This window comes from Candidatus Zixiibacteriota bacterium (assembly GCA_018820315.1).
Taxonomy (GTDB): domain Bacteria; phylum Zixibacteria; class MSB-5A5; order JAABVY01; family JAHJOQ01; genus JAHJOQ01.
In genome coordinates this window covers 1-21,306 of the sequence record JAHJOQ010000043.1, presented here as the reverse complement: position 1 = coordinate 21,306, position 21,306 = coordinate 1, and the positions used below count along the sequence as shown (strand labels likewise).

Here is a 21,306-nt window from a genome sequence, read left to right as displayed (position 1 = left end):
TTTCCACTCGACTTTCCAAATTACTTACATTACTATTCCTCATGAGCGTGTCCTCCTGCTCGGATAAACCCGAGTTCTCTTGTTTACTATTAAGAGGATACGCTCATTCTATTCTATCCACAACTTTTGAATATATCTCCGGCCACCCTGCAGCCCGCAGCCCAGGCGGAACAGTGTTTCCTGTATGCATAAACGAGGACAACAGTGATAGAATCTCTCCGAGCGAGAATCATATATTCTCGTGGGGAGACGACTGCCTGTACATGATCACCGGGGATCTGGGCGACACGGTACGGTTTGCGCCCAAGCCCTACGAGTATATTCCGCTGGAGCCGGTAGTCTCCAGAGATCTGTCTCATTACATAGTAGGCGGGACAATGTGCAGAATTGTCGACTCTACCTACATAGTATTAGACACAATGATATCGGATATTAAAGGGGATTCTCTGCAATGCGACTTTCTGTACTACTCCTTCATCCCGACTGAACCTGCAGTGATATTCATTCTCGTTTGCGATGATGACGAAACCTTTGTGCTGGAAAGCATCGGTTCATTCAATTATGAAACAGGCGAACTAACGATCATTGATTCCATCGCCGGTATGGAAGATTTCTCGATTCCTGTATACTCACCCGACGGAGAGAAGATCGCACTCCTCTCCGACGGAAAGGTTTACATCTTGTACAGGTGGATGAATGAGGTGCAGTAGAATAGTCGAAGTGGTAGCTGCGCCCAGTGGCCTTCTGTCATCTAAATAGACCATTCAAGTGGCAATATCACAAAGCATCTCTAATGCAAATCATTAAGCGGTCGATATAGCCGCTCCCGGTTGTTTGAACATATCTTCCTGCAATTCAATCTTGCGCGGAAAAAGTGAAGTGTCTATTCTATCAGATGGAGAGAGCAGGACATGAAATCAGTTTATGTTTTGTTGATAGCAAACCAGAGGCTTGAATGTCGCGGAATAGCCGGATATTGTTCATCGGATTGATCGCCATTGGCGTCATCCCGATAGTAGTCTTTGATTACATACCGGCAGTCGATCTTCCAAACCACATACTTGCGGCGGTTTTGTTATCCGGCGAATTCCAGGGATCGTCGCCCTGCCTGATTTCGACCGAGTGGCTCACCGCGCCGTACATACTCTTCCACCTCCTGATGTACCCATTCATCAAGCTGGTTGGATTCACTATCGCCGCCAAAATAGTCGTCGGATTGTATGTAATACTCCTCCCGATCAGTGTCCTTGTGTATGTGAGAGAGTTCAACCGGCGAAATCAGGAGCTTGCCTTCTTCTCATTTCTTTTCATCTATACATATCATTTTGAATACGGGTTTATTCCCTATTGCATTGGCATACCGTTTGTCTTTCTGGGGCTTGCAGTGCTTAATAAAGGCATCAGGAAGGGACTTCCGATGTCTTATGTGGCGATCTCCGGCTTAATCGCCCTACTCGTGTACCTGAGCCATTTCGTCAACGCGGCCGCGTTCATAATCGGAGTAATCTTCTTGGTATGGACAAACAAGACTGTAATCGCAGGATATTCTCGGGATAAGTACAAAAGCTATCTCCGCGTGGCCTGCAGACTTTTCTATGTCTCATTGCCGTCAGTTGTCTGTTTCGTGTACTATCTTTCCGAGGTCGGCGCCAAGCATGCAGAGGCTAGAGGACATTTCTTCAGCTCTCTGCTCGCAATGGAGTTCGATACTTTGTATCATCAGATTGCCGGAGGTGTGAGGGTTCTGTTCTCATCTGATGGAATCCTCGACTTTGTAATCATCGCGGCAATTGGATTGCTGGTAATCTGGCTTCTGATGAGAAACGGAATTCCATCGACCAAAGGTTTCCTTGTGCGTTTCGGCATTGTCGCATGGGCGTTGGCATTCTTGCTGCCGAGGACTCAGTTCTTGGGAGGCTGGGATCACAGCTCTCGCTTCGCGGTCTTCGGAATAATATCTCTTCTGATGTCGTTGGAAATCGGCAGCAAGGGAAGCAAGAGAGCCATTGTCGCCGCAATCTGCATCCTGGTGCTGTTGACCACCGGCTTCCGTATGCAGCACTACCACAGAGTCAGTTCGCTGACATCAGAATACGTCAAGAGTGCGGAAACCTACATCCCATCCGGCAGCAAAGTGTGCGTTATTGACTGTGCTTTCCAGGAATCGACTTTCTCTTACATGTTACACTCGATAGCGTATTACCATCTGGCAAAGGGAGGCTTCAGCCCCCATCTATTCACCGATCTACGACACGTCGCAGGAGTGACCCAAATGATCGACCTGCCGAGATTGTGGGAGCTATGGACGCCTGAGGACACGCTCAGATACTCCAAAGTCCTGCCCTTCTATGACAATCTGGTGATAATCACTGCGGGTACTGATCTTCCCGCTCCTCTCTCGAAATTCGAGGATGCAGTAATTCACGAAGACACGATCTGCACTATAATTGATCTGAAACTTGTCGATTTCAGCCCGGAGTAGATTGAATATCCGTCGGAAACAGTTCCCAGTAAATATCATCACCGCAGACAAGTGCCTCGGTACGATGATACTTTGAGAACAGCGCCCGATACTGTAACCGTGAGATACTCGATTCAGATTCGGAGACATGCGATTCGGGAACATCTTCATCGAGGAATATCCTGCCGCTGACAAAGATCCTTCCACCGGCGGAGAATCGCTCCCGTACAACCTGATCCAGGATCGTTAACGCGTCATCCGGGCGTTCCCTTCCAACCTGGCCGATATGAAGAGATTGCCGGTTAAAGAAGTAAGCCAGATGGTCGCCGGTGAAAACGTGATCATGCCCCCACAGCAACACAATATCTTTTTCAGACATCTGTTCGCTGAGCTGCCGCGCACTCTGCATGTATGGATTGTTTTCAGAATCATGATTCGGTACAAACGCCGTTGCCAGATTATAGGTCGCCACAACTACAACGACTGTCCATAGTGCAGTTTCGAGAACACACCGCCCTGCGCGGGCAAGGTTTCTTCGGCCGTGATCAGCGATTAACAGGAACATCAACCACACAATCGGCAGCAGTGCCAGCCACCTCTCGGTGTCCGACCCGAGCCACACAAGTCCAAAGATGATCGGCAGCAACGCCCAGGAGATCAGAATGAGAGCCAGACGGTAACGACCGGAAAAGACGTCTTTGAATCGCCGAATGATATAGATCAGGGCAGTGATGAGTACAGCCCAAAGCAGCATGAACATTGCTGTCTCAACATGGAGCCGCATTTTGCTCTCTGCAGTGAATGGAACATGCCATATAATCTGCTTGATCATCGGGCCTACATCGGCAAGATGTACGATGCTCGACGAAAATCCAATGATCCCCCGCGAGAAATTGATCAGGCTGAGATCAGGAGGGATTCCGTATGACGCCGCGGACAACCATGACGGAAATTGAGACAGGCTATCCACTCTTCCGGTGGCGAAACCAGCGATCAGAAGCGGCCCAAACAGGAAGAACGAGAATGAGATGAGGTAGGCAAATGTTGCCCTGATTCTGCCTGATACTGTTTTCAGATCACCGGCAGCATATACCGCGACCATGACTGCAGGCACCAGCAGCAGCGCTGTGAGCCAGAAGAATCCCGCGAGAGCATGAGTCAGCCCTATCAGCAGACTCAGAAATACATATCTGCTTCCCTGCGCAGTTTTGGTCAGCCTGACCAGCAAATAGAGTGTCAGTATCAGAAAGAACATGTTCCCGGGATATGAGGTCGCATTCGTACACCAGAACCAGTATGAATATGAAAACGCAAGCCCGAGCGCGGATGCAATGCTTATCCCGATGCTCTTGCTGACATGAAATGATGTGAGAAAGAAGAACGCCACACCGAGCGCTCCGAATATCGAATTGAGAATCTGCAAAGCCGTGACGGATCTTATATCCGACCCGATCAGATGTGCAACGCCGAGAACGACTTTGCCGGTTGGACAGAAAAGGAGCCTTGCCGAAACCGAGAACAGCCTTGCTGAGTCGGAATCTTCGACCAGTCTGGCGTATCCTAGACCGTCACCATTGAAATTGGTGGACAATAGAGAGAGGTATAGAATGAGAGCCACTATACCCAGAACTGCAGCCATTTTGAGATGCTTCATTCGACTGGCATCCATTCTCGGCAACTAACCGGCCTTCTTTTCCAGTTCGTCGATGCGGTTCTTAAGCAGCGCAATCTCCTGCGCCAGAATCTTGTTCTCATCCGCCTGTTTCGAGATTACAACGGTGAAGTGGAGGAACATCAACACACCGAACAGAATGCCGGTCAGCAGCAGGATTGCCGGAGCATAAGCAACTCCGACAAGATCGGCAATGATGTCGACAAGACCGCGCCAGACCGAGAACAGAATAAGAACGAGACTTCCGACAATCCAGAGTATGCTGTACTCTTCTCTAAGTTTCCGCTTGCGAATGAGAGATATGACGAACAGGATTATCAGAATGCTGACTGCAATAGAGATAATCTGAATTGGGCTGTGCGGCATCAATCACCCTCCTTCGCCATTGGTTTGCGAGAGACTGCAATCAGGTTTGCTACCAATACTTTTATCATATAGTAGATCGATCCAAGCGCCCCGATTGACGATGTCCCTTTCTGTCGCTCGCGCATTTCGACGGCCACTTCGTTTATCCTGAAACCATTTCTGTACAGTTCGACTACCGCGACGGGTTCAGGATAATCCTGAGGATATGTTGTAGAAAGAAATTCTATCGCACCTGAATTGTAAGCCCTGAATCCGGACGTGTTGTCGGTAACCGCAACACCGGTGAGCATCCTGTTCATGATCTCGATTATCCGTATGCCGATTCGTCTTGTGAACGTGCTCTTGAAATCGCCGGTGCCGAGGAATCTGGAACCGATGACAACGTCTGCATCGCCAGAGCGGATCGGTCCCAATAATTTTTCAATCTCACCAGCCGGGTGTTGACCGTCGCCGTCGACTTGAACTGCAATGTCGAACCGATTGTCACGCGCATACATCAATCCGGTCTGAACGGCTCCGCCTATGCCGAGATTATACGGAAGAGGCAGCAGGGTCTCGCCGATCTCTCTGACTACACTCTCCGTATTATCCGTCGAGCAGTCATTTACCACGGCAATATTCGCCGAGGGTTGTGATGCCCGGATCTCATCGACCACTTGACGGATGTTCTCCGACTCATTGAATGCCGGGATTATTATTAGTATCTTCTCCATCAGATCCTGATATTCTCCAGATCGGGCATTTTGAAATCAGTCCCGGAAGTCACATTGATTCAATCGCTGAGATTATAATCGAGTTTGATAATACTGACAACGGTTTTCTCGTGCGGAATCGGTCCCTCCGATGTCAACCTGCAATTCCTGTCTTCGCCCTGCCCATTCCGGCAGAAGCACTCCAATCCTCGATCACCCAAAGTGAGAGGGGTATTGTAAATACTACAGCAGGCCAGATATATCGACCGTCGGCATAGGCAGTCACCATCGAATAGACAACCAGCAGCAGCGTAAAGAGGATTCCGGTGAAAATCGGCAGCAGGATTCCACTGCCGATTCTGGCCGATAGTCGCCTGTATCTGAGAAAGAAGATGACCGCCAGAACTCCGGGAAGGCCGAATGAGAGACCAAGACTGAAAAGCGCGCGCGGCCTCAGATTGAACAACAGCGTCTCGACATTGGGAATCCAGATATAGTGCCCGAACATCTCCTTCATCATTGCTGTTACAAAAACAAATGCACCGACAAAAACGATCGACCAGATTAGGAGCGTTTTCCATCCTGACTTGTTAATCCACAAATAGACGACTGCTATGGGAATAAGCAAAACGACCACTTCCTTGACAAAGAGTCCTGCTACGAGTGTCAGCAGAAGAAACAGCCATCGCCTGCAGAATACGAGATACGTCCCGGTAGCAAGCAGGCACATCGAACACGCCTCCAGATATCCCGTGGTGCTCATATAGAATACTGGAAATGACACGGCATAGAGAAAACACCCTATCAAACTAAGCCCGAAATCGAAGCCCAGTTTTCGGAACAGCTTGAAAAGCACAAAGATGGTCAGATACAAAGCGATCACATTAATGACATTGATTGCGGTCATCGGGGATTCAATCGGTAGTATGGAAGCCATCATCGGAATCAGCGGACGATATCTAAACGGCAATTCGACATCCTCGAGTTCGGCATTACCTCGGAAGTAATCCACATAGTTCATATAGAAGACAGCATCTCCGAGTGATGGTTTGCCGTCGATCTTGCCGGTGAACTTGCCGATTGGTCCAATATCCTGACGGTCAAAGCGAGGAAATGCAACCAGTGCAACTGTGACTATAAGAACCGCGATCCAGATCGTCTTTACGCCTGAAGTGTGCATCTTCTTGCCCTGCTATCTCGAACCGTGTAGAAGCTTCTCGTACAACCACCTTAACTCTATGTAGACTCGCTCCCTGAAGTTCGGCTCATCGCCCCTTTCACGATGCTCCCTGATGTAATCGAGAACCTCGCCGGCCGGAGCAAACCACCCGTCCCGCGATGCCAGATATGCCATTCGCTCCCTGAACACAGGATTGATGCTGCCGTTCTTGAAGAAGCTGCTCGCAAAATGTGTGTAGACGAAACAGACTCCCATCTCGCTTTCGAGGCGGTCGACATTCTCTTTCTTTATCAATTCGTTGAAAGAATCGACGAATCCTCCGTCGGATGAGTGAAACCAGTAGTTTACATATGGCTGTGCATCGAGGTGATACGGGATCAATGGGTTTACTTTCAGAGTGTTGATCTCCTCGAAACTGAAATTCACGACATAAGAAATACGATCTTGCGCGATATCACCCCAGAAATACTCCGATTCCGGTATATGCCCGTATGACGGCGAGCCCGTATAGAATATATCGTAAAGGAACGACAGAGGAGCTAGGCTCAATTTGTCAGCTCCCCAGTATAGGTTGTCGTAGTTCTGCGAATGATTGATATGGATCCTGGGGTAATCACCGAAGACGTCTCTGAATGTTTCGAGCGCGCCGATCACGTCTTGACGAGTCGAATTTCCACCCCGCGCACCATGGAACGCGATTTCGAAGCCTTCTGATTGAAGATGCAGGAGGTAATCGACATACTCTGAATCGGCGAGTGTAACCCCTCGATTCGGCCAGCGCTCCGGATCATTGGTTGGCAGCACCCACACAGTTTTGGTGCACAGAACACCCAGCTCTTGAAGGTAGTCATAAACGGGCTTGATCTTCTCCATCGTAGCACCATCTGTGTCATCGACTATTGCAAAAGCAAATTTCTTACCATTCGGGAAACTGACCGGTCTGTACGCGGGCGGATATGTGAAATAGAACGCCGCAGTGATAATCACCACGACCGCAATAGTAATGATCTTGCGCCTGGACCAACCGCTATTCATTCCGTCCTCACGTCGAAGTCTTCAGAATCCAGACTCGACTCAAGCACAGTCATCTTGCCGCTCTTGTCGGGCGGAATCTTATCCACAATGTTAAACTCGATCCTGATGTTCTCACCAAGATATGCACGCCAGCTCTTCTCAGTTCTTGTAAGAGTGCTCTTATCAAAAGAATCGTCAGTCTCAATCATAACCTGAAGCGAATCGACCGCAGTCTGAAACGCCTTGAATCTCTTGATGCCTTCGGCGAGACTGTAATCGAGAATCGCGGCAGCAACGCGCTTGCCCTCGGGGGTGATGACAAGATCGGAAACACGTCCAGCGATTTCTCGCACTGTAGGAAGATTTGAGCCATCGACTGAGTCTGATTCCGGCACAGCGAGATCGCCGACACGATACCTGATAAAGGGCATCGCGTACGAATGCAGCTCGGTGATGATAATCTCACCGGTCTCACCCGGTTTGGAAGGAGTGCCGTCTTCCGGGTTGAGTATTTCGATGTAGAGATTGTGAATCATCAACCTCATTTTCCCATCCGCTGACTCGAAAGCGACGATACCATTCTCTGTTGTGCCATATTCATTGACAACGCGACATCCGAACGCGCTCTCCAGTTTCTCTCTGCCTCTTGCCGACAGAATCTCGCCGGTAGAGATGATAACTTCCAGTTGAGCTTCGCTTGGGTCAATCCCGCTGCTTTGAAGTATTGCGGCAAATGCTCCCATCGTGCTCGGCAGACCATACATAAACTTAGGTTTGAAACGCTTGAGGCACTGAAAATAGTCAATACATGATTCTCGCGAGAGGGAGAATGCCGAAAGCCGCCGCCTATTCAGAAGAATATCTTTGACATGTGTCAGCAGGCGACCTTTGAGCGCGAATGGAATGCCCCACAGTCTGCTCTGCCTGTCCCCTATTCCGATCCCGTGCCATCCGTAGACTTCATACATGAGAGCATCCATGTACGCTGTCGAATCTCTATCTTTAACAAATGCCAGCGGAACACCCGTAGATCCGGATGTTTTCCTGCGCGAGACCCGCCGGGAGTAATTCGAGACCATGTTCTTCGATCCTGCCCTGATGGCGTCTTTTGTCAGAAAAGGTATCTTCCGGAAGTCCTCCGGAGACTCAATCTTCCCGACATCTATCTCATGACTGGCGAAAATATCCCGGTAATAGTGATTGTTCGCGGAGACATACTCCAACAACTTCCGGAGTTTGCGCCACTGAATTTCGAGCTGCTCGAACAGTGGTTTCTCATGGAAAGCGTTGATCCTGTCCATGTATTCTCTGACCTGCTCTCCGCGCACCGCCTGAATGGGAAAGTAGATCAGGTTTTTCACAATCCATGGATTCACTTGGGGCTCCTCATTTCGGAGAGCTCTGAATAAGTGTGATCCAGTTTCGGATAGACCTTTTTCCAGGAATAGAGATCGAGAGCCTTCTGCCTGGCGTTCCGACCGATCTCTTCCCTCATCTGCCTATTGCTGAGGAGCTCGACCGTCCTTGAGGCGATATCTTCTGCAGTATCCGCTATGATTATGTCGGTGCCATGGGTTACATCAATGCCTTCGCAACCTATTGTGGTACTGACAATGGCCTTGCCCATTGCCATCGCATCGAGGATTTTCAGTCGAGTTCCTCCACCGACGCGTAGCGGCACAACATACACGGCAGCCTCACTTATATGAGATCGTACATCTTCAACAAAACCGAGGCATTTGAAGCCGGTCTCTTTCTTCGCGAATTCGGTGATATTCCTGGGTGGATTCCTCCCGATCATCGCCATCGTCAAGTCCGGGATTTTGCTCTTTATCAGATGCCATATATCGCTGGTGAAGTAATTCATGGCATCAAGATTCGGGTACCATGACATCCCTCCGACGAAGATTAGGCTATTCGCAGTGACGGACTCGCTGCCCGGCACGAAATAATCTGCGTCGACGCCGTTCGGTACCACCTGCACTCTGATATCACAGTGTATGCTTTCCAGAGTCTTCTTGTCATGCTCTGAAACAGTAGTGTGATAGTCGAAATTCTCACACGCCTGCTGCTCGAATCGTCTTAGCTTGCGGCCCTGATGTGCCAGATATGCACGACTCAACGGATTCGGAGCGTTCTTGCTTCGCCTAAACAGAAGCTCTGATTCAATATTGTGATGAACCAGCAAACTCGGGACTCCCGGCAACAGTTCGCGATATTTCGCAAGCGCAACAGTGCCGATTTCGACCAGATCAAATGAATGCTCGCTCGCATGCCTTCTGATTGCACTAATCATTTCGCGAGAATGGAATTTCCACGACGAATAGGGAGTCTGTGAAAACAGGTTAAAGAACAGCAGAGTGTTCCAGGCAAGAGCCCTGCCATCGGTCGGGATTTCGAATGCTTCCACATGACGGCAGTACTTCTTCATTTCCCGGATGCTGCGTTGAAGCTCTTCTGAATAGTCTTTCGGGTTTTGAAAATGAACTTTCTGGAAAAACGTCAACAGGTGTATTTCATGCTGCTGGGATGCTTCTTTTATCAGGTTGAAGTTCCGCAGAGAGCACCCACCACTCGGCGGGTACGGAAGCAAATGTGCTATCAACAATATCTTCACTCTTGATTCATCACCTCATGGTACAATTTCAGCATGCGATCACGCTGAATCTCCGCTGAGAATTCCTCACCTATCCGTGCCGTAGCGCCCGCCTCGATACGGGCACGCAGATCACTATCCGTTAGGATCCTAAGGCACGCTTCTGCAATCGCATCGGAGCTCCCCGGTGGAACCAGGATACCGGATACACTATCCTGAATGATCTCCCTCATGCCCCCAACCTCGGTGGATACTACCGCTTTTTCGAGCGACATCGCCTCGAGGACCGACACCGGAATGCCCTCATGATAAGACGATACAACAAAAATATCGAAAATGCTTATAATGTTCAGTATATCTGCCCTAAAACCAGTTAGCAATACATTCTTCTCAATGCCCAAACGACTCGCCCGGTCAGTTAGTTCAGTCCGGAGAGGACCGTCGCCCGCAATCAGGAAAGTCGTCTGTGGCCTCTTTTCCAGGATTCGCGCGGCGGCATCGAGGAATATATCGAGTGCTTTAACCGGGACCAGTCGGCCGACAGCGCCTATTATGGCATGTTCAGCGTGAATTCCAAGTTCAGCCCTGATCTCCTGTGGCGTCTTTGACGGTCGGTTGCTCCGGTCTGTTGAATTGTGAATGACGACAACCCTGTCCGATCCATACTTAGCTGCAAGATGCCTCTCGATATCTTTGGAGACTGCGACAACTCTTGAGAAGCAGCTGCGAGTGAATCGATCATTCATGTAAGTGTACATATTCATTTTGAAGCGCTTCAGACCGCTGAAACCTTCTTGTATGCCATGCACTGTCTGAATGAGGTGACGTATCCGGCATTTCGATTTCACGAGTCCACCCAGGATATTCTCTTTGTAGCGGTGTGTGTGCAGGATATCCGGCTGACTTGTCGAAAGCTCTTTCTGTAGACGGCTCTTGATTTCGAAGAAACCATGCCTGGATTCATCAATGACAGACACTTCGATGCCTGCTTCCCGCAGTTTTTCCGCCAGCCGAGCTTCATTTAGCACAACGGCCGTAACATGCAGATTAGGCAACGCAGCCAGTGAGCACAACAATGTATATGTCTGCACCTCAGCACCAGCCCACAAATCGCCGGAGATCAAGTGGCATACCTTCATCTATTGGTCCGATCCCAGGTAACATATCGCTCGCCACTGATATACTTCCACCATGCGATCAGAATCGACAGGTTCGCCATACCAAAAAAGAAAGGTATCCTGAATAGCGAATGCCTTTCGAGCGGCTTGATCAGAAATGCTGCAACTGCTGAGAGATAGAATATGAATTGTGCTGCCAGTAAGATATCAAAGCACACAGAAGTGCCCGCGAGCATGCTGTTTGTCGCCAGGCAGATTATCAGACAATATGGAACCAGCCATCTCATACACTTGTGACTGAGCATCTGAAAAGAATAGAATCCGTATACGAGTGGATTCAGAATTCTTCGGAGTCGACACGCCACTTCAACTCCGTGGACAATAGTGCGAACCTTCCGCTGGAATTCCTGCTCCGGGTTCTTCACAAGGGTGTATGAGCCTATTGCCTCGTCGTCGAGTACGGTCCTGAAGCCCTGCATGTAAGCCACGATCGGAATGAAAAAATCGCTCGACATGTCGGAGTACCATGTATCACATATTTCTTTTCGCACTGCGAAGAACGATCCGCTTACACCGATCAGAGATGATACTCTCGATTCGAGCGATCTAAGCGACATCTCATACCGCACGTAGAGACCTTCTCCCTGGGACGGTTCCTCCGATTCTGCAATTCTGTCCCTGCCGGACACGCATCCAATTCCGGGATCGGCAAAACTCCTTACGATCTTGCTGATCGAATCGGCCTCAAGAAATGTCGTCGCATCCGTCAGCACGATGATCTCATGACAGGCCGCGTCGATTCCCTTTTTCTGGGCGTAGTGCTTCCCGTTTCGCTCCGGTATAGCAATAAGCTCGACACCGCTATCCCTGTACTGGCTTACGATTTCATTGGTTCTATCGTCGGAACCATCTGATGCAACTATGATCTCAAGCTTCTCCCCGGGATAATCGAGAGCCAGGCAGCTTTCTATTTTCGGTCCGATTGTCTTCTGTTCATTGTGCGCGGTAATCACGATGCTGACTCCGGGCGTGATATTATCCCGTTCGACACTCTTCGATACAACAACAGAGTATATGCGAAGAAAGAGGTAGTATCCCATATATGTCCAAAATGTGAGGATAACGGAAATCCAGAACAGCGTATGCAGCACGATGGACAGGGTCACGACAGCAGCCCTTCATACAGTTTCGAATATTTGCTAATCATCGAATCGAGCGAGAATCTCTCCTCTACTATTGATCGGCTCGCTTGTCCAAACCTCTCTCTGAGAGCGGGGTCGCGCAGAAGAGAGGATATGCCCGCAGCGAGCGCTGATGGGTCTTCCGCCTTGACAAGCATGCCATTCTTGTCATGCTCTATCAACTCCGGATTACCGCCCACTTCCGTGGCTACAATCGGAACAGACAGCGCCATAGCTTCGAGAATCGACAGCGAATGTCCTTCTGATAGCGACGAGCAAACATAAACATCCAATGCATTCAGAATCCTCGGAACATCATCCCGGAATCCGAGAAATCTGACCGATTCGCCGAGAACGAGCGATTCGGCCTGCGCTTTCAAAGTACTCTCCTGCTCGCCTTCACCCGCAATCAGAAGCACAAATTCAGGATGATCCTTCCTGATATTCGGTATAGCATCCAGCAGAAAATTGATGCCCTTCACTTTGAATAGACTACCGACAGTTCCTGCAACCGGCGCGCCTTCAGGAATAGACAAACTGTCTCTCGACTGCTGTCTGGATTCGATAGAGCTGTACTTCTTAAGATCAATGCCGTTATACAATGTGATCAGCTTCTCGGATTCTGTCCCAAACAGTCCTGCAAGGTACTTTCTCAAATCCTCTGAAACGGCGATCATCTTTGATGAAAGAGAAAACGCGAATTTGAGCATTCTGACTCGACGAGCTTTCTCCGGGTAGTACACTTTACCATGCATAGTACCGATCATCGGGGTCCGGGTCAACCTCGCGGCAACTGCGCCGTACACAGTCATCATGAACTCGTGTGAGTGGATTATGTCTATTTTCTCGCGATTAATCAGCCGTGCGAGCCTGATCAGAAACAACGGATCGTACGACCACCTGTTTTCGAGGACAATATATGGCACGCCGAGTTTCTTCAAGTGCTCCGTGAGCCAGCCATCCTCCAGCACACAGACCAATGAATTGAACAGCTCCGAAGCGAGATTCTTCGCGATGTTTGCGAGCACCGTTTCAGCACCACCTGGCTCTGATGTTTCAATTAGATGCAGGATGTTTGTCTTGTTCGCAGTCATAATGTCAATAATGTTTTGGCAACTTACTGAAGAGACTCAGAAAGCCGCTTGTTTCGCAGGCAAACAGCGCACGCGAGAACCGCTTCCAGGGCGAGAGCGACATTCCCTCGTGGATATTCAGTCTGCCGAACAGATATGGATCGGTCTCGCGACTATTCCGTCGATTCGCGGCGATAACCGCTGCCCTGAATCCAATGTCCCGCACCATATCCCTCACTGCTTCGTTCCAGTTGCCATTAGGATAAGCGAAAAGGTCAACTGGTTCACCAAGTTTATTCTCCAAATCAGTCTTTGACTCTCGAATCTCTCGCTCAGCTTCATCGAGCGACACTTTCGTGAGGAGGACATGGTTGACCGTGTGCGATCCAAATGAAATACCACCAGCCTTCATTTCGGCCACCTCGTCCCAATTCAGCAGATGACGAGATTCTTCGGATCGACCAGGTTCATCGCTTATCTGGTCGATAGTCTTCACGAATGCCTCTCTATCAGCGAGCTTGAGGAGTTTTAGCCTCTCTATCAAGAAGTCTATCCGTTCTGTTCGTGATTTTCGGTCGGAATGAGTGCCTACCTCTCTCACGAGTTCTGCACACTGATTGTCTATCTCCGAAAGCTGCTCAAGCGCCTGTTCACTGATTGTGCTGTCTGGCAAGAGAGCTGCGGTGAGACGTTCAGGCCAGAAAAGCCTCTTCGTGCCGATGAATCCTGTTGTCAGGAAGACCGTCGCACTGAGATTCATCGCTCTCAGGATCGGATATGCGTTGACGTATACATCCTGCCACCCGTCATCGAATGTGACCGCACAAATTCTATCGTTATTGTGTCCGGCTCCGACGCTGTCTATCAACTCGCTCAGTGAAACCACACTGCATGTTCTATTCAGATACTCCATCTGCCACCTGAACGAATCTGCACTGACGACCATGCCGGGCTGCGAGATACAACGCGCCTTCTCGTCTTTTGATAAAACTCGATGATAAGTCAGGATGAGCGCAGATCGTGACCTGAAGAAAACCCGGGAGAGAAACACCAGTCCGCAGTAGTATGCTACAAAGCAGAATATGTACTTGATCAGTGATTTCAAGATTCTATTCACCGCCCTTGGTTACAACTGAAGTCACCAATTTTATCATTCTCTCAATGTCTTGTCCAGTTACATACGGATGAGTTGGAAGTGTGAGCAGGCGGTCCGCTATTTCCTTTGCGCCGGGCAACTCGCCACTTCTTTCACCAAGATGTGCATCAATTGCCGGAATTTCGGCAATAGTCGACGGATACATGGGCGACGCACCAATTCCGGCTGCTCGCAATCGACTTATTGCCGTATCTCTAACCGATTTATTAGCCATCAGGATCGGCAATCGCAGGTATGGAATAACCGCGCCACCTTCATAGCCGGGGAATTCGAGATCGGGACAATCACGCAGTCGGTTCAACAGCGTGTCAGCAATGCCGATACGAATAGAATTCAACAAGCCTATTCTATCCAGCAGAACACTGCCCAAGCGGCAGTTCATCTCACGCATGCGCGCCATCGGAAAGTCGGGATCGAAGATAGTCTCTCCGATACCGAGAAACGGGATCGAGTTGGGAATCCAATAGAGTTCCGGTCGCAACAGCAGGCCGTACGCCAGCATCTTGCCAAGCGCAATGCCATCGGACACACGACTGGTGTGACTCAGTCCGGCCGATTTCTCTTCGATCTTTCGAGCGATGTCATCGTTGTCAGTTACGGCTGCACCGCCGGAATAAGTAGTCAGATTCTTTCCGCGACCGAAGCTGTAGAAGCCAACGTCGCCGCGAGTGCCAGGCGCACATTTGTCGCTTTCGACGCCAAACGACTGTGCGGCGTCGTCAATCAAAAAGTAACCATTCTCCCTTTGCAGTTGACCGAGTGATTCCCAGTCGCATGAGACTCCAAACAGACTACATGCAACAACAGCCAATACATGGGATGTATCAGTCTCATACAGCTTTTCGTAATCGTAGTCAAGAGTCGTGGGGTCGACGTCGCATAATCTGATCTTCAGTCCGCATCTTATGACAGCCGACGCCACCGAGTAGCAAGTGTACGCAGGAATTACAATTTCATTCCTTCCATCGTCGGCAAGCTCTGACAGGGCGTCCAGAATCACGGCAAGCGCAGTCCTGCCCGAGTTGAAATCGAAGGCATAGTCGGAATCAACGATCTTGGCGATGTGTTCGAGAAAGATCGCCGAATACGACATGCCTGACTTCTTGAGTCGGACTGCCTTTGAGATGTCCTCCAGTGATATCGGAATACCTGCCGGTGCCAGAAAATAGAACATAGTAATCTCAGCTGTTGCCAGTCAGTTTCGATTCAATCGCGGCGATCACGGGAAACTCCTAATAAGCTTCGGTCCAAGGTAATTTGCCAGCCCAAGCGGCAGTTTTTTCCAAAGACCGATCACTGTGCGGTATTTCCGATTATCAGGGCTGATCAGGGGAACTTCCGTCGCCTTGTTTAGGTGATATTGCCAGACGAGCTGGGTCGGCTCAGCGCCCCATTGCTTCTTGAAATTGAATGTACCTGAGTCCCAACTCGATCGGCCGAAATCGAAGTAGTCGAATCTGCTCTCACATGCTCTCGCTATCACCGACCAGTACAGGGCGTGATTGGGACAGAGATTTATGAATGAACGAAGCGATGATGCTGATGGCACATATTGCGATTTCTTGAATGACAGAATCAGACCCCCCGCAACAACATCTTCATCTTTCTTAACCTGGATTATCTCTGCTGACTGAGGGAATGCACTCAGAATTCTCCGGAAGAAATCCTTCCCCCACACCGGCGTACCCAGATCGCGCATATTCCTCGAAAAAACATCGTAGAAGCCATCAAGCAATTCGACCCCACCGATTTCGGTATACAATTGTGACTTCTGTGCTTTTCTGATCTGATTCCTGAGCTTGGCATTGAACGACTTCCAGAGATCCTCCGAATTGTCGGTCAGCTTCAGAATGAATGATGCTTTATCGAGACGCTCTTCCATCTTCACGCTACCGGCACTGACAGAGCGCAACTCAAGGAACTTAGCACCCTCTTCCTCCGTGATACGACGCGCTTCGTCAAGAAGCAGAATCTCAACATCATCGCTGTCAGCTACAACTCCGCCGTAATCGAGCCACGGTACCGACACGATGTACTTAGCTCTCCACCAGGTAGTCACTACAAACAGGGGGAGAATTCCGACAACTTTTGAATCATCCAGGGCAACCAGGTATCTCGGTCTGTGGCCGAGACTCTCGGAAATGACATACCTCCACTCTAACCGGTGAGATATGTTTGAGGACTCCGTATTCTGAACATATTCAGCCCATGAATCTTCAAGCTCATGGGCGTATGCGACAACTCTTACCATAAAATTGATACCTCGCCGTCCCGATTGATGCTGAACTCCCCAGTGGCATCGGCCAAATCACTGAGATAGAACGCTCGTCTGTTTCGTAGATCTAATATCATACCGTCGTCTGACTGTCCTGAGTGGCGATATTTGCTTCCAATTCAGTTCGAGCGGCTGCCTGCTGACGATCAGCCGCATCTATTTTCAAGAGCACCATTGCAAACATGAAGAGCGTCCAAAGCTGTGGGTAATACGCTGTTGACAGAAAGGTAGCTGTCACAATGTATGCAATGATCCCACCCAAAACTGAATCGACGAATTGAATTGTCCGAGTGCCGTCTTCCGATCGAATAGCGTCCCTTCTGATTCTCAGCAGGTGGCGGAAAGCCATGATTAGCATGGCCAGATACAGACAGATGCCGACCGTCCCGAGCTCTGCCAGCACCTGAGGCACAGTTCCGTGAAATGCTCTCCCCCACTGCGTTGCCGGATCTTTGAATCCGGTAACATAATCTACAAGGTGCGACCCACCGTTGCCGGCTCCTACACCGATTATTGGATAGTCGAGATACATACGCACAGCCGCTTCCCAGTAATTCAATCTCGAGGCGGCCGTAGATTCATGAGTATCTGAGATAGTAGATACTTCACTCCAATATTCTGGGGGGGCGACGATCACCAATGCAATGAGAAGAACTACCGCGAAACTTATGGTCACTACTTTCCGCTTTGAGCGCAACAGGCAATAGCCGACGGCTGCGACCAGACCGAGCCAGCCGCCTCTCGAGAAACTCGATACCACGCCAAACATCAGTGTCATCAGTACGGCAAAGGAGAACAACTTGGTTATGAATTTCCTGGCGTACGTTAACGCAAAAAATGCGAACGGGATCATCACATTTAATGCAAGTGCAAAGTCGTTTTCATCTGCGAGGAAGGAGGTTCCAACCGCTCCGCTGGTTCGCTGACCGCCTGTCACATCCTGAGCCAGCAGATAGTTGTAGACGCCTTTCGAAGCGAAAAAGAAGTGTATCAGAAGCATCAGCCAGACCAATTTGTTATACCGGCTGAAGGAATTGACATTGTCCAGAGCTATGAGGTACATGATGAAAAAGAGGCACATCTCTCTGAATCCAAGAAGAGCGATGTAATAATTGTCTGCCGTGACGATGGTGAATCCTATCAGTGCCACGAAACTGAGATAGACCCAGGTGAATTTGTGCATCTCGAACCCGCCGGTCTTCGATACACGTATCAGCCAGGAAACAGTCGTTATTCCGATCACGAGCATCGGTATTTTCAGAGGAAGTAACGCCGGTACAAGATCATATGGCCTGAGATACTCAAACAGAAGATAGATATATACTCCGATGAATGGATTGAGCAGCACCACAATCAGAAAGAATAGTCCCGGAACGGCAAATATGAGAGCAAGCTGAAACTTATCCGGCATCCTGAGCATCGCGAGCGCGGATACAACAGATATGATGGCGAGTCCTGCGATTGAGAGGTGTTTCCAGGTGATCTTGAGGCCGGATTGATACCCTTCAGAGTCGGATCGAAGTCGATCCGGTGCCGATTTGCGAACATCTGGCGCCAACAGTTACCTCACCTGATGTGGGTCAGTGCCGATCATCGGAACCATGACGTCTGCATCAAATCCGATACCGATTTCATGTATATGTCGATTAGTCAACATTGCGTCTGAGGAGCTTCCCTGCAAATTGTCTGGACAACTCGGCAATTTTCCGTCGTTCCTTCTCGTCATAGAACTTCAGCGGAATCAGGACAAGTGGAAACATAAGGACCACTGCGGTCTTCGCCGCGATGGTCAGAGCGAGAGAATCCGAGTCAATCATCCTGCTGAGTGCAAATATCAATAACGCCGAAACATACATTTTTGCCAAGCGAAAATACTCATAGGGGACACTGAGCACTCTTCCCGATACATACAGCGTCAAAATCGCCAAAAATGAGTACGACAGAAATGTAGCGTACGCGGCGCCCATCATATCAAATCTCGAAATGAGAATATAGTTCAGTCCAAGGTTCACGATCGCAGCGATGGTGACATTCATGGCGCGCAAATATGTCTTCTTAGTGAGCATGATTCCAACATCGAGAATAGGCATCATATAGTAGAAGTAGAAACCGGCCAGAATCAGAGGGACAATCCTGTGAGCATCCTGGAACTCCGGCGTGACCATGATCTTCAGAACGTCCTTTATCAGAACAGCCATACCTAGAGCAACGAAAATGACCACGAATGAGTTGTAGGTCATCACTCGGGCATACATCTGCTTTGCATCTGGACGGTCCGCAATCTTGAACATAAAAACGTTCCACATAAGATTGAATGGGCCGTGAAGCAACTGCGACAGCGCGATCGCGAATTTGTATCCGAGTCCGTATAGACCAACCTCCCTCAAACTGGTGAAATGCTCGAGGAAATACCTGTCTGCGAAATTAAGAACGAATGTGCCGAGAGCTGCGGCCACCAGAGGAGAACCAAACTTGATCATTTTGATGGCTTTATCGAGCGAAAAGCGTATTCTCATTCGCACAAATACTGTCAGGCACAGAAGCACGCAACTCACCGCGGACGAAATGAGACTGCTGTAGAGTATTCCTACCACACCCATCTCAAGAACGACGACGAAATAGATGTTGAGCGACAGACTGAGAGCAAGTCGAATCAGTGAAAATATCACGTAAGTTGTCGATTTCTCTCGTATTGTTAGCACCGTCATCGGAATCACCAGAACCAGATCGAGGAAATTGGCCAGCAGCAGGAGTTGGAAGAAGTAACCGTACTGAATGTCATCAAAAACGAGCGTCGAAAGCCAACCCGCTTTAACAATCAGCAGAGCGGTGGGGACGGAAGCGAGAACAATGGTCGAGAGAAGGCCTGTCGTGATAACTTCGTCCCTCTGATCACGATCTTTGTACTCGTAGTAGAATCTCGTTATTGCACTGTTGACACCGAGTGCTGCCAGCATACCAACGACATCGATCGTGAGGCTTACAAGCTCGAGGACGCCATAATCAGATGGTGTGAGATACCGTGTGTAGACCGGTATCATCAGGAAGCCAACCATCCTACTGGCGATTGAACCAAGCATGTATACCAGCGAGTGCTTTGAGAGATTCTTGAGTTCGTCAAACATGTTGAATGTGCCTATACCTATTTGTCCTCCACGAAATCGAGACAGAGTTCGCGATGTAACAATGCCGCAGATTCCGTCGCTGGAAGTGTCTCTCTCACAAGCGCATATGGATCAGACTGGAGTCGATTGATTCCGGGTGATGCAGTGCACGCATATGTGAACCCGTGTAGTACAAGTAATGGCCGAACTTTCCTGTAAGCCTCGACATCCTGTCCATACGGGTATGCGAAGCCTCTAACTGCCGTATTGAGTTTCTGCTCAATTTCTTTCTTCGAATCAACGATCTCGTCTTCGATCTTCTCGACCGGTGTGTGCCTCAGATTAACATGAGAACACGTGTGTGATCCGAATAGTATCCCGTTAGTTGCCATCTCTCTAATCTGATCCCAGCTCAGAGGCTGCGGAAGCCGCCGCGAATCCAGATCATATCCGAACAAATTTCCCAAGTCGCGCACTCCGGACACAACCGTCTTATCATCGAGCTCTCTGAACTTCGCTGCCACCAGGTCGTGAATATGGACTTTCTTCCGTATCGGGTCCGAATCTTCCCAAGATGGAGTCTGCGCGTCTATGCCGACCAAGTCGCCTAATTCCTGCAACGAGATTCTGTCAAGATCACAGTCTGCAAAGATCTCTGCCAGTTCCTCCCACCACAACTCCATCTTGCGGTTAATCCAGTCTGTGGTCAGGTATACAGTCGCGGGAACCGAGTGTTTCCGCAATAGTGGATATGCGAAATCGTACACAGATGAGTAACCATCGTCGAAAGTGATCGAAATCGTGTCCTCGCGCAGACCCGGCTGGTTTCTGATTTCATCGATTACATCTTCGACCGACAAAACGCGAGCTGTCCGCTTCACAACCTTAAGGTGGGCTTCGAATTGCGATGAGATAGGTCTGTTTCGGATTGCCGTACCGACAGAGCCAAACTCCGCATTGCTCGAAATATCGTGATACATCAGGATCAGATGCCCTGGGGATCCAGCCGAGCTCATTCGGCGATAGAGTCTGTAGTATCCGAATTCAGACAGAAGTTTCTTGATTAGCTCTCTCATAGTATTGGTCCGCAGTACGATTCATCCATGAAATCAATACCTGGGCAGATAGGAGGATCATGCTCTCCCCATGCGACCCGATAGATATGTTCATAGACCATTTTTGTCAAGAACTGAAGTCATAAGCTCTAATAACACATATATCTTGCAGTCAATCCGTTCGATTATATTGTCGGAACATTCGCCGGTAATCGCTGCATTACAATGCTGATTATCGGCCCGTAGCTGCTCGACCGCGAGATATTGTCAAGAGTTGTGGATGATTGTTTTGATAGTATCCTCAAGTTCTCCAGTTATGCAGCTTCCTTTATTTCTCCATCAACGAACTTAACACCTTCAATG

General features: G+C 49.3%; 18 protein-coding genes. 2 read left to right on the top strand and 16 right to left on the bottom strand.

Annotated features, from left to right (window positions below):
* The first annotated feature begins 173 nt into the window (after positions 1-173).
* Together KKH67_04040 and KKH67_04035 are read left to right on the top strand one after the other, a co-directional pair.
* Positions 174-710: a hypothetical protein gene (locus KKH67_04040; GenBank protein MBU1318348.1), complete on the top strand. Its 537-nt coding sequence runs from the start codon at positions 174-176 to the stop codon at positions 708-710.
* Positions 711-955: 245 nt separating this feature from the next.
* The gene (locus KKH67_04035) at positions 956-2,482 is read left to right on the top strand and encodes a hypothetical protein (protein MBU1318347.1); all 1,527 of its coding nucleotides are present in this window, start codon (positions 956-958) and stop codon (positions 2,480-2,482) included.
* Here KKH67_04035 and KKH67_04030 read toward each other — a convergent pair.
* The 16 genes from KKH67_04030 to KKH67_03955 form a co-directional block, all read right to left on the bottom strand.
* Positions 2,469-4,115, bottom strand: coding sequence for a DUF2723 domain-containing protein (locus KKH67_04030; protein ID MBU1318346.1), 1,647 nt, complete (start codon positions 4,113-4,115; stop codon positions 2,469-2,471). The two genes, KKH67_04035 and KKH67_04030, sit on opposite strands and share 14 nt — an antisense overlap.
* Positions 4,116-4,139: 24 nt before the next feature.
* On the bottom strand, positions 4,140-4,499 hold the full coding sequence (locus KKH67_04025; protein ID MBU1318345.1) for a DUF2304 domain-containing protein: 360 nt from the start codon (positions 4,497-4,499) through the stop codon (positions 4,140-4,142).
* Positions 4,499-5,212 carry a glycosyltransferase family 2 protein gene (locus KKH67_04020; GenBank protein ID MBU1318344.1) on the bottom strand — a complete coding sequence of 238 codons (714 nt, stop codon included), beginning with the start codon at positions 5,210-5,212 and terminating at the stop codon, positions 4,499-4,501. The genes KKH67_04025 and KKH67_04020 overlap by 1 nt, the downstream gene beginning before the upstream one ends.
* A 133-nt stretch (positions 5,213-5,345) precedes the next feature.
* Complete coding sequence (locus KKH67_04015) at positions 5,346-6,371, bottom strand: hypothetical protein (protein ID MBU1318343.1); 1,026 nt, start codon at positions 6,369-6,371, stop codon at positions 5,346-5,348.
* 12 nt (positions 6,372-6,383) lie between these two features.
* On the bottom strand, positions 6,384-7,406 hold the full coding sequence (locus KKH67_04010) for a hypothetical protein (GenBank protein MBU1318342.1): 1,023 nt from the start codon (positions 7,404-7,406) through the stop codon (positions 6,384-6,386).
* A complete protein-coding gene (locus tag KKH67_04005; protein MBU1318341.1) occupies positions 7,403-8,761 on the bottom strand; it encodes an AMP-binding protein in 1,359 nt (452 codons plus the stop codon). Before KKH67_04005 ends, KKH67_04010 begins: the two co-directional genes overlap by 4 nt.
* Positions 8,758-10,002 carry a glycosyltransferase family 4 protein gene (locus KKH67_04000; protein ID MBU1318340.1) on the bottom strand — a complete coding sequence of 415 codons (1,245 nt, stop codon included), beginning with the start codon at positions 10,000-10,002 and terminating at the stop codon, positions 8,758-8,760. The genes KKH67_04005 and KKH67_04000 overlap by 4 nt, the downstream gene beginning before the upstream one ends.
* Complete coding sequence (locus KKH67_03995; protein MBU1318339.1) at positions 9,999-11,120, bottom strand: glycosyltransferase family 4 protein; 1,122 nt, start codon at positions 11,118-11,120, stop codon at positions 9,999-10,001. Before KKH67_03995 ends, KKH67_04000 begins: the two co-directional genes overlap by 4 nt.
* Positions 11,117-12,265: a glycosyltransferase family 2 protein gene (locus KKH67_03990; GenBank protein MBU1318338.1), complete on the bottom strand. Its 1,149-nt coding sequence runs from the start codon at positions 12,263-12,265 to the stop codon at positions 11,117-11,119. The genes KKH67_03995 and KKH67_03990 overlap by 4 nt, the downstream gene beginning before the upstream one ends.
* Positions 12,262-13,374, bottom strand: coding sequence for a glycosyltransferase (locus KKH67_03985; protein MBU1318337.1), 1,113 nt, complete (start codon positions 13,372-13,374; stop codon positions 12,262-12,264). Before KKH67_03985 ends, KKH67_03990 begins: the two co-directional genes overlap by 4 nt.
* A gap of 4 nt (positions 13,375-13,378) precedes the next feature.
* Positions 13,379-14,458, bottom strand: a complete 1,080-nt coding sequence (locus tag KKH67_03980) for a polysaccharide deacetylase family protein (GenBank protein MBU1318336.1) — start codon at positions 14,456-14,458, stop codon at positions 13,379-13,381.
* 4 nt (positions 14,459-14,462) lie between these two features.
* Positions 14,463-15,683, bottom strand: a complete 1,221-nt coding sequence (locus KKH67_03975; GenBank protein ID MBU1318335.1) for a DegT/DnrJ/EryC1/StrS family aminotransferase — start codon at positions 15,681-15,683, stop codon at positions 14,463-14,465.
* Positions 15,684-15,728: 45 nt separating this feature from the next.
* On the bottom strand, positions 15,729-16,760 hold the full coding sequence (locus tag KKH67_03970; GenBank protein ID MBU1318334.1) for a FemAB family PEP-CTERM system-associated protein: 1,032 nt from the start codon (positions 16,758-16,760) through the stop codon (positions 15,729-15,731).
* 97 nt (positions 16,761-16,857) lie between these two features.
* Complete coding sequence (locus KKH67_03965) at positions 16,858-18,342, bottom strand: O-antigen ligase family protein (GenBank protein ID MBU1318333.1); 1,485 nt, start codon at positions 18,340-18,342, stop codon at positions 16,858-16,860.
* An 88-nt stretch (positions 18,343-18,430) separates the two neighbouring features.
* On the bottom strand, positions 18,431-19,909 hold the full coding sequence (locus KKH67_03960) for an oligosaccharide flippase family protein (protein ID MBU1318332.1): 1,479 nt from the start codon (positions 19,907-19,909) through the stop codon (positions 18,431-18,433).
* 17 nt (positions 19,910-19,926) lie between these two features.
* Positions 19,927-20,964, bottom strand: a complete 1,038-nt coding sequence (locus tag KKH67_03955; protein MBU1318331.1) for a polysaccharide deacetylase family protein — start codon at positions 20,962-20,964, stop codon at positions 19,927-19,929.
* Positions 20,965-21,306: the final 342 nt, after the last annotated feature.